The sequence below is a fragment of the Spirulina subsalsa PCC 9445 genome (assembly GCF_000314005.1).
Taxonomy (GTDB): domain Bacteria; phylum Cyanobacteriota; class Cyanobacteriia; order Cyanobacteriales; family Spirulinaceae; genus Spirulina_A; species Spirulina_A subsalsa.
In genome coordinates this window covers 4,657,248-4,666,497 of sequence record NZ_JH980292.1, presented here as the reverse complement: position 1 = coordinate 4,666,497, position 9,250 = coordinate 4,657,248, and the positions used below count along the sequence as shown (strand labels likewise).

Annotated in this window: 9 protein-coding genes and 1 pseudogene; 4 read left to right on the top strand and 6 right to left on the bottom strand. The window is 46.1% G+C overall.

Going from position 1 to position 9,250, the window contains the following annotated elements; genetic code table 11:
- Positions 1–504, top strand: a pseudogene (locus SPI9445_RS0121255) (IS200/IS605 family element transposase accessory protein TnpB); the annotation flags it as partial.
- Between the two features lie 153 nt (positions 505–657).
- On the top strand, positions 658–1,869 hold the full coding sequence (locus SPI9445_RS0121250) for a homocysteine biosynthesis protein (protein WP_017306809.1): 1,212 nt from the start codon (positions 658–660) through the stop codon (positions 1,867–1,869).
- A gap of 11 nt (positions 1,870–1,880) precedes the next feature.
- Here SPI9445_RS0121250 and SPI9445_RS0121245 read toward each other — a convergent pair whose 3' ends face one another.
- From SPI9445_RS0121245 to ctpC, 5 genes are all read right to left on the bottom strand, one after another.
- Positions 1,881–2,387 (bottom strand): MogA/MoaB family molybdenum cofactor biosynthesis protein, encoded by a 507-nt coding sequence (locus SPI9445_RS0121245; RefSeq protein WP_017306808.1) that lies wholly within the window; start codon positions 2,385–2,387, stop codon positions 1,881–1,883.
- Positions 2,388–2,408: 21 nt separating this feature from the next.
- On the bottom strand, positions 2,409–2,747 hold the full coding sequence (gene psb28, locus SPI9445_RS0121240) for a photosystem II reaction center protein Psb28 (RefSeq protein WP_017306807.1): 339 nt from the start codon (positions 2,745–2,747) through the stop codon (positions 2,409–2,411).
- Between the two features lie 126 nt (positions 2,748–2,873).
- Positions 2,874–3,158, bottom strand: a complete 285-nt coding sequence (locus SPI9445_RS29445; protein ID WP_017306806.1) for an NfeD family protein — start codon at positions 3,156–3,158, stop codon at positions 2,874–2,876.
- A 163-nt stretch (positions 3,159–3,321) separates the two neighbouring features.
- The gene (locus SPI9445_RS0121230; protein WP_026079995.1) at positions 3,322–3,705 is read right to left on the bottom strand and encodes a hypothetical protein; all 384 of its coding nucleotides are present in this window, start codon (positions 3,703–3,705) and stop codon (positions 3,322–3,324) included.
- A 136-nt stretch (positions 3,706–3,841) separates the two neighbouring features.
- Positions 3,842–5,125, bottom strand: coding sequence for a carboxyl-terminal processing protease CtpC (gene ctpC / locus SPI9445_RS0121225; RefSeq protein ID WP_017306804.1), 1,284 nt, complete (start codon positions 5,123–5,125; stop codon positions 3,842–3,844).
- Between the two features lie 703 nt (positions 5,126–5,828).
- Here ctpC and ggpS point away from each other — a divergent pair.
- The gene (gene ggpS / locus SPI9445_RS0121215) at positions 5,829–7,340 is read left to right on the top strand and encodes a glucosylglycerol-phosphate synthase (RefSeq protein WP_017306802.1); all 1,512 of its coding nucleotides are present in this window, start codon (positions 5,829–5,831) and stop codon (positions 7,338–7,340) included.
- Positions 7,341–7,719: 379 nt separating this feature from the next.
- Positions 7,720–8,136 carry a hypothetical protein gene (locus SPI9445_RS0121210; RefSeq protein ID WP_017306801.1) on the top strand — a complete coding sequence of 139 codons (417 nt, stop codon included), beginning with the start codon at positions 7,720–7,722 and terminating at the stop codon, positions 8,134–8,136.
- Positions 8,137–8,399: 263 nt separating this feature from the next.
- Here the strand turns inward: SPI9445_RS0121210 and SPI9445_RS0121205 are convergent, their stop codons facing one another.
- Positions 8,400–9,233, bottom strand: coding sequence for a transglutaminase-like domain-containing protein (locus SPI9445_RS0121205; RefSeq protein ID WP_017306800.1), 834 nt, complete (start codon positions 9,231–9,233; stop codon positions 8,400–8,402).
- Positions 9,234–9,250: the final 17 nt, after the last annotated feature.

Below are 9,250 nucleotides of genomic sequence, written 5' to 3'. Positions count from 1 at the left end.
GCACAAGCTCAAATCGTCAAAGCTTGCTTGGAACTGGCTACACTGGCAGATTTTTATACCTGTCCTATTGTTCATGAAATACTAGACTTCCAGAATAAAAAAGCCGAGTTCAGAGAAAGAGGTAAGAAATATGCAAGAATTCTATCAGGTTGGGCTTATAGCCAATTTTTTAAAACCTTAAAGGCTATCTGCTCTAACCGAGGGATTTACCTAATTGAAGTTAATCCAGCCTTTACCAGCCTAATTGGTATGGTCAAATATGCCCGTATGTATGGACTCTCAAGTGATGTTGTCGCAGCTTTAGCTATAGCTAGACGAGGTATGCGATTGAGTGAAAGATTACCCAGTACCTTTACCGCCCGTTTAGGAGTGAATCATTCTCGGCACGATTGGCACTGGTGGTCACAACTGAATAAACAAATACAGTCAAGCACTGTAATTAATCGAAGACATGATTATTATAGCGTCTCTAACTGGGATGATGTGGTTAAGCTAAAGACTTGATGTTGATGGCAATAATACTTCATCAGTTGACTGAATAGGAATACCGCAGCCTTACTAGATCATCATAGATTTTCTAGAAAATCATAAAGTTAAAAGAGCGGATAAAACCAGAAATGCTGAATTCTTATCTGCCCCAGAAGGAGTGTCCCCATTTTGCAAAGAACCGTCGCCGAAATTAACGAAAAAATCCAACAACAAAAAGCCGTTGTTTTGACCGTTGAGGAACTGAAAGCCCGAGTCCAAGAAGTGGGCGTGACCCAAACCACCCAAGAAGTCGATGTGATCACAACGGGAACCTTTGAACCCATGGAGTCCACCGGGGCAATCTTCAACCTCGGCCATACGGACCCCCCGATCAAAATTCGTCAGTGCTGGCTAGAAGGCGTTCCAGCCTATGCGGGACTGGGTGCAGTGGATTTATACCTTGGGGCTACGGTGATGGCCGAATATGGCGGCCTAGGGGACGCAGAAGAAAGCCGCTTAAATACGGTGCTGCCAGAACGGGGGGGCGGTCATGTCATTGAGGATCTGATTGCCGGGAAACCTGTACAACTGCGGGCGCTGGGGCAAGTAACCGATTGTTACCCCCTCCCCTCCTTTGAAACTACCATCACCCGAGAGACAATTAATCAGTTTTACTTATTTAATCCTCGTAATCTATATCAAAATTTTATTGTTGGGGTGAATGGAGGCGATCGCACTCTCTACACTTACCTTGGCCCCCTCTATCCCTGTCTCGGCAATGCGGTTTATTCTAACCCCGGTGCTATTTCCCCCCTATTCAATGATCCCCAACTGGAAGTCATCGGCATTGGTACGAAAATCTTTTTAGGGGGCGGCATTGGTTACATCACTTGGGAAGGCACCCAACACTTCCCCTTACAGAAGCGCCTCCCCAATGAAACCCCTATTGGCCCAGCAGCCACTCTGGCCGTGATTGGGGATGCAAAACAAATGACCCCCCAATGGGTGCGGGGCTGTTACTTCAAAAACTATGGCGCGTCTATCATGTTGGGCGTAGGGGTTCCCCTGCCTGTTCTCCATGAACAAGTTGTCGCCCATGCAGCTATTCAAGATCAAGATATTGTCGCCCCCGTGGTAGACTTTTCCATTCCTCGCCGCGTCCGTCCGACCTTTGGTTTAGTCAGTTATGCTGCCCTGAAAAGCGGTCAAATTAAAATCGATGGGCAAACGGTACGCACTGCCCCCCTAGCCAGTCTTCGCCTGTCCCGACAAGTGGCGCTAGAACTAAAACAGTGGATTACTCTGGGTCAGTTTACGTTGACTGAACCTGTGGCGGCCATTCCGCGCGATCGCAACTTCCTGCCCCAAGATCGTTGGGGTTCTCAACGGGCAAGCGATTAGCTGTTCCTGGTTTAGGATTGACTAATCACTGATTCGAGATGATTTAATTCCGGCAAAATCAGGCGCTCCATCGCTAATTGCACCGCATTTGTGGAGCCCGGAACAGAAAAGATCAGCTTATTCTGATAAATTCCTGCGATCGCCCGAGAAGCCATCGCCCGAGAACCAATTTCCTGAAAACTCAACAGTCGGAACAGTTCCCCAAACCCCGGTAACGTCTTTTCCAACAGGGGAACAATGGCATCATAGGTCCTGTCTCGTGGGGCAATCCCCGTCCCCCCATTGAGCAAAATCACCTGTAACTGGGAATTTTTCCCCCAATCCATCAATTGAGCTTGAATCATTTGGGGTTCATCCCGCAGCACTTGATAGAAAACAATCTGATGACCCGCCTCACTCAACAAACGCCGCATCAACGCACCACTCCGATCCGTTTCCACGGTTCGCGTATCACTAACGGTAATCACCGCGCAAGATAACGCCTTTGGGTCAGAATCAGGATGAGGGGTTAGGATCATCAGAAAGGAGTCAAAAACCAATTAAGAACGAGTTAATTCTAAACCTTGGGTTTCCGCATAACGCTGCATAAAACGCAGGAAACGTTCCCATTCCTCCTCAGAACGCATCACTAACAGGGCTTCAATGGCACGAGCTTGACCATTAATAAATTTCCCCTTCACTTCCCGGGTCATAATCTCCCCTTCACTATCCACCAAGTACATCCCGGTGATCTCGTCACTATTTTCCGCGCTTAAGATATTGGGATCATCAAAATAAAACGTCGCGGTGCCGCCGTTCCCGTTCCGGTTGCGCGTCACACGGACATCAGGGACTGTCTCTTCTGCAATCCCTCTAGAAAATTGAATTTGCGCTGTCATATTCGTTTTTACCTGAACTTATCAATGCTTTATTTATCATGGTCTAGAGGATATTCTAGGGGATTTTGAGTATGAGGAGCAAATCTGAGCCGTAAAGAAGCACAGGATGTTCAGGTTCTAGAAGCTTTAAACGTGCGATCGCGGTTTCACCAACAAGGTAATATTTTGAATCCCCACCACTTCCACCACTTCCCCCGGTGAAATGATCGTTTCCTGTTCACAGAGGGCAAACCACCACCCCGCACGATAACGCACCCGGCCGCGGCAATGGGGATGAATCATTTCTTCCACAATGGCCGGACCACAAAAATGGCGATGATTGCGATTTTTTCGATGACGACTCGGGGAAGAATGAACCCCTAACGGTTGTGTTGAGGCAGAAAAAAAACATTGTTTAGCCCAATTCCACATAACAGAACTCCAGTAGGGTGTGACTGAATCAAAAAAGTTTAAAGTTAATTATTGGACAACGCTTGCAAACGTCCTCAGAGTACCTTTGAAGTCTTAAAGCTCACAATTGTTCCTGAGTTTTGTTGCCCCTTTTAACTTGTTCCTTTCTACAGTCCCTCGGGAGCTAATCAGGAGTTTGATCAAACGGCTGGCAAAATTGATCTAAACCTTGTTTCAGCACATAAAACAACACCGGAGTTGCGAGAATTGGCGGAATTAAATCTAAATTAGCGAGTGCAATGGCCGCTTTTTCTAATTCCCCCGTGGCGATATTCTCCCGCAAAATACTGTCCTGACAAATGGCAGCGCGGCAGCGTTTCGCTAGGGAGGCCAACCATTCGGCATTATCTTGTTGGGGTTGTTGTCCCGCCCGAATCGCTAAAGAAATGGCGGCATCTTCTAAATCCCCCTCACAGTCCTCAAGTTCTAATAGTGCTTTTTGGGCGGGTAGATAATTGACCAACTGACTCCGCCATTTTGCTAGTTCTTCCGGGGTAATTCGTTCCATGCTGTTTTTCTCTGTAGGAATCAAAAAAGAGGCCAATTCAGCCACTAAACAATCAATCAACAATAGCAAAATGGGACTAGAGTTCAGTTTAACTCCAATCCCAATGCTTTTGAATCATTGCCTAATATATCACGAACTAATGAGGGGTCGCGTCTACACGAATCCCCGTTTTCGCAGCAATTTCTTCCCGCAAGACTTCTAAAGCCTTAGCAAATTGGGGATCATCTAAAGTTCCGAGTTTTTCGTTATTGGTTTGTAGGTTTTTCCGCTCTTCTTCGCTCATCTCGAAAACAATATCTGGCGGAATCCCCTCTTTATTAATATCCCGACCACTAGGGGTGAGATATTTAGCAATAGTCACCGCTAAACCTGCGCCATTGCCCACACTCCGCACGGACTGGACTAAACCTTTGCCAAAGGTTTGAGTTCCCACTAACACCGCCCGATCATTATCTTGGAGGGCTCCTGAGAGAATCTCGCTGGCACTGGCCGAACCGCCATCCACTAAAACCACCATCGGTTTATCTGTTAAGGAGCGATTGTTAGCCACCTGCCGATCCATCTCTCCATCCCGATTAACTGTTGAAACAATCGTACCTTCGGGGATAAACATTCGAGCAATTTCAATGCTGGCGTAAAGCAGCCCACCGGGGTTAGAACGGAGGTCAAGAATATAACCTGCGACGTTTTTGGCTTCAAAGTCTTGAATCGCTTCCCGCATATCTTTGGCTGCATTGGCGTTAAATTGATTCAAGCGAATATAGCCAATATTGCCTAATTCTGTGTGTTGTAATCTCGCACGGACTGGATGAATTTCAATTTTGGCGCGGGTAATGGGATAGTCTATTTCTTCTTCACCCCGTCGAATCGTCAGCACCACTTGAGAGCCAACTTTACCGCGAATCAGTTGCACTGCCTCATTAACGTCCATGCCGAGGGTGTCTTTGCCATCAATTCTCATGATGATATCTTTGGAGAGAATCCCCGCTTCATAGGCTGGACTGTCTTCAATGGGAGACACGACAATTAAACGATCTGATGGCTCGTCTTTGGAAATTTGGATACCTACCCCAGTAAGTTCTCCAGAAGTGTCAATCTGCATATTTTTGAACTCTTCTGGATTCATAAAACGAGTATAGGGGTCTTCAAGGCGTTCGAGCATTTCCCGAATCGCTTTGTAGGCTTCATCGGAACTACTATAATTCCGGTCTAAATACTCATTGCGTACCGCACGCCAATCGACTTGATTAAAGGTCGCATCGACATATTGACGATTAATAATCTGCCAAACTTCATCAACTAGCTCTTTAGGACTTTCATTGAAAAAAGCTTTGCTCTGGGGCAGGGCGCCCATGATGGCCACGGTGGTGATTACTAATGCTGTTGTGCCAAAAACTAGCCCGCGAGTTGTAAATACCATAAGCTATTATCTATCGCGCTGATGGGGAGGATGTTGTTACAGGAGGTCTTATGCTCACTCTAACACAGGAATTCTGTTCTGTGTGGAACAAGTTCTCGTAAGCTTACCCCGACTACGGTCGGGGGCTTTCTGTAGCCCTAAATTGGTCGTCTTTTCATCTCATCGGTAAAACCGAGAGCCTTCAAGCCGACATTTTAGGTAACATACTTTCACGGCGGCTAAAGCCGCCCGAGTCGCGCTTCCTCGCCCACTTAAAAGATGGGGGCTTCCGCGCTCCCGATTACTTTACGTGAAAGGCCATACTGGGGTAACTCTACAGTACCAAAGCAGCCTATTCCGGACGAAACGTGACGCTCATAGTGAAGGCTGGGGGAGAGCATTGCTCTCCCTTGTTTTTGGCGGGATCTACGGGGGATGATCCGGAATGGGCGAAATCTGGTATGATATTGTACAGACAATGTATTGTGTCTATTTGCCCAGAGGTTTGATATCTCTAGCCATCGAGTTTATTGGAAAATCATGACATAGCTAAACGGACTTCTGGGAAAGGTTTTGAGTCCCAACCCATCAGCAGGTATTCCCACCGACAAGACAAGGATTTGAGACAAGGATTCATCCTTGATCCTGCTGTTTTTGGGGATTGGTGCGATCGCCAACTCCCAACCCATTCATTCTTTAACCCTATAACTGAGACAAAACAACCATGCAAAAATCTGATCTTGTGATCTTGTACCACCGCGAACCCTATGATGAAGTCATAGAAAACGGTGTCATTCACTACCGCCAAAAGAAAAGCCCCAACGGAATTCTACCCACCCTAAAAAGCTTCTTTGCTAGCGTCAGTCGCGGCACTTGGATTGCTTGGAAACAAGTCACAGCCAAACAAAAAACCAACTTTGAAACCAAAGTCAACATCGAAGGAGAAGGCAATTACAGCGTTTATCGTATACCCCTCAGCGCCGAACAAGTCAAACACTTCTACCACATCACCTCAAAAGAAGCCTTTTGGCCTATTTTGCACTCCTTCCCCTATCACTTCACCTACGAAAGTTCCGACTGGGCGAACTTCCAAGAAATCAACCAAATGTTCGCAGAGGCGGCCTGTGAAGAAGCCGCCGAAGATGCCCTAATCTGGATTCACGATTACAATCTCTGGTTAGCGCCTTACTACATCCGCCAGAAAAAACCCAACGCTCGGATTGCCTTCTTCCACCATACCCCCTTCCCCAGCGTAGATATTTTTAATATCTTGCCTTGGCGAGAAGCCATTGTAGACAGCTTACTCTGTTGTGATATTGTGGGCTTCCACATTCCCCGTTACTCAGAAAACTTCGTCAACGTGGCTCGTAGTTTACGGAAAATTGAAATTGTCCAACAAGAACCCGTCCCGGAACATCTAACCCCTGTTGGGACAGCCTTAGCGGAACCGGAAGTCATCACTAAAATCCGCCATAAAAATCAATTAGTCAATATTGATGCCTTCCCCGTTGGAACTAATCCTCAACATATCCTAAATACCCTGCAAAAAGAAGAAACCAAGGCTCACGTTGCCAAAATCAAAGAAGAATTACAAGGTCGCAAACTGATCCTCGCCACTGGACGGGTAGACTATGTAAAAGGCAATCAGGAAATGTTGGAAACTTACGAGCGTTTATTAGAACGCCGTCCTGAGTTGCATGGCAAGGTGAACTTTGTGGTGAGTTGTGTCACCCCAGCCGCCGGGATGCGGGTCTATAAAACCGCCCAGAGTCAGATTGAACAGTTGGTGGGGAAAATTAACGGGAAATATGCAAAATTGGGCTGGTCGCCAATTTTATTATTTACCCAACCCTTGCCCTTTCATGAACTGATTGCCCTTTATAAAGCGGCGGATATTTGTTGGACAACCCCCCTAAGAGATGGTTTAAATCTTGTGGCTAAAGAATACATTGTGGCTCATGAGGGGAAAGATGGGGTCTTGATTTTATCCGAGTTTGTGGGGGCGGCCGTGGAGTTACCCGAAGCCATTTTGACTAATCCCTATTCCATTGACCGCATGAATGATGCGATTGACCGGGCTTTAGCTATGTCTCCTGAAGAACAAGAAAAGGTCATGACCAAGATGTATAAAACCGTGACGACTTATGATGTCAAATACTGGGCGGATCGGTTACTGGAGCAGTTTAAAAATACTAAACATCAAGAGGTGGAAGACAAAGAGTTAGTAACAACTTAATTCACTCTTCTTGAATCGGGTTAAGTGATTGTCCTTCCAGACTCTTGTTTTTTGAATAGCCATTAATCCGTTGTGAAGAGTAGACATCGCCTAAAATCCTGCTTTTAGGTGATGTCTGTTCATGGACAAATCTCGGAAATGCTTAAGAATTATTAAGCCATCTTAAAAGTCGGGGATCTATCATTCTGTCACATTTTTGACCCCATTCCTAAAGAGAATCTAAAATTCTGGGTGAGTGGAGAGGATTTTATTAACTCTTTCCGTTATTTCTGTGAGTCGGGGTGAGAAGGATTTAAGCTGATAACATCAAAGCACCGATTGATGAATGGGCTGGGTGGGTTTTTATACCTAACTCAATCCTTACAGGAGTTTATCAGCTATGAGCGAAGCGATCGGAACTATCTTTGGTTTTTTGGGGGGAACCATCGTTTCATGTGAAACTGGATATCGAGTGTTACAACATCCGAACCCACATAAGACCTATTCAAGACTGTCTGAGGCTAAATGGTTTTTGGCCTTGCGCTGGTGTGAACAATTCCATTATCCCGCCGGAATCCTAAATTATGAGGGGCAATTGGCTTTTTATAATGAGGCTTCTTGGAAAATGGGAGAAGAAAATTTTTTACCCCGCCAATATAGACCCGCCATTTTTAAGCACTGTTGCGCTCTCGGTTTAGGAGAGTCTACAACCTTCTCGATTCCAACAAGGGACGGTTTTTCTTGGTCCCAGGTGGAGATTATCGCCATTGAAACGGATCCACGATATGGACGGGTTGCTCTCGTCCGTTTGTTATAAACCCCGTTGTAGTGAATCATTTTACAGGGTATTCATAGAGTCATGTTGTAGTTAGTTTAACAAAAATGTTGCGGAATTCCCCTTCCTCGCTTGCAGGGAGGGGATGGATAGCAACCCAGTTTGTGCTGCTTATGGAATCCAAGGCTGAGGAGGAGATGGGGAGTCGGTGTAGGGGCGCAAGCATTGCGCCCTAGGGAGTCGGGAGTCGAGGTATCAAGAATTATTCCCTATTCCCTCTCCCCTGCTCCCTGTCCCCTAACGCCCTACTCTAAAAAAGCGATCGCCTGATCAGTATAGAGGGGAGACTCACCAACACTGATACAGTCTACAAACAAGTCCATTTGTTCCATTACAACGGAACCGAAAATCGTGGCAAAGGCAACATCTGCCGCATCTCTTCCCGTACCGATGCGAATTAGTCCCGTGCGGGGAACTAAACGAGTGGCATCAAATAAATACCAACGACAGCCTAAATAGGCCTCAAAATAAGCATGAAAATCTGGAGGCTTTAAATTATAGGCATATCCCGTTACAAAGCGGGCGGGGATGTTTAAAGCCCGACATAAAGCAATGCCTAAATGGGCGAAATCTCGACAGACTCCAGCCCGTTCTGTCACCGTGTTAAAGGCTGAAGTATGAGCATTGGTACTCCCTGACAAATAGGCGACATTTTCATAGATCCAGTTACACATTGCCGTTACCCTAGAATAATCTGGCACTAAATGCCCGAATTCGGTTTGAGCAAATCGGATGAGGCGATCTGACTCACAGTAACGACTCGGGTATAAATAGGGCAGGACGTTTAAGGGCAGTTGGGCGGGGGGGACTTCGGGGATATTATGGGGGGATTCTTCAAAATGTTTCAATTCTACGGTGGCTTGGTAGGATAGCTGTAATTTTCCGGGGGATGAGTTAACCCGAATATAGCGATTTTCCAGTTCGGAAGAGGTATATTTATCGACTTTAACTTGGGAGGTAATCTGTAGGTCTTCGTGCAGGATATTTTGAAAGCGATTATTGCAAACTGCGACGTTAAAAATTAAGGTACTATCGCTGGCAATGTTGTAGTTTAATTGACATCCTAGGTTGAATTTCATGGTTTAAATTGGATAGG

Excerpts from the sequence above, each read along its gene's own strand:
- SPI9445_RS0121245 (WP_017306808.1), bottom strand. The coding sequence starts at position 2,387 with ATGATCCTAACCCCTCATCCTGATTCTGACCCAAAGGCGTTATCTTGC.
- psb28 (WP_017306807.1), bottom strand. The coding sequence starts at position 2,747 with ATGACAGCGCAAATTCAATTTTCTAGAGGGATTGCAGAAGAGACAGTC.
- SPI9445_RS29445 (WP_017306806.1), bottom strand. The coding sequence starts at position 3,158 with ATGTGGAATTGGGCTAAACAATGTTTTTTTTCTGCCTCAACACAACCG.
- SPI9445_RS0121230 (WP_026079995.1), bottom strand. The coding sequence starts at position 3,705 with ATGGAACGAATTACCCCGGAAGAACTAGCAAAATGGCGGAGTCAGTTG.
- ctpC (WP_017306804.1), bottom strand. The coding sequence starts at position 5,125 with ATGGTATTTACAACTCGCGGGCTAGTTTTTGGCACAACAGCATTAGTA.
- ggpS (WP_017306802.1), top strand. The coding sequence starts at position 5,829 with ATGCAAAAATCTGATCTTGTGATCTTGTACCACCGCGAACCCTATGAT.
- SPI9445_RS0121210 (WP_017306801.1), top strand. The coding sequence starts at position 7,720 with ATGAGCGAAGCGATCGGAACTATCTTTGGTTTTTTGGGGGGAACCATC.
- SPI9445_RS0121205 (WP_017306800.1), bottom strand. The coding sequence starts at position 9,233 with ATGAAATTCAACCTAGGATGTCAATTAAACTACAACATTGCCAGCGAT.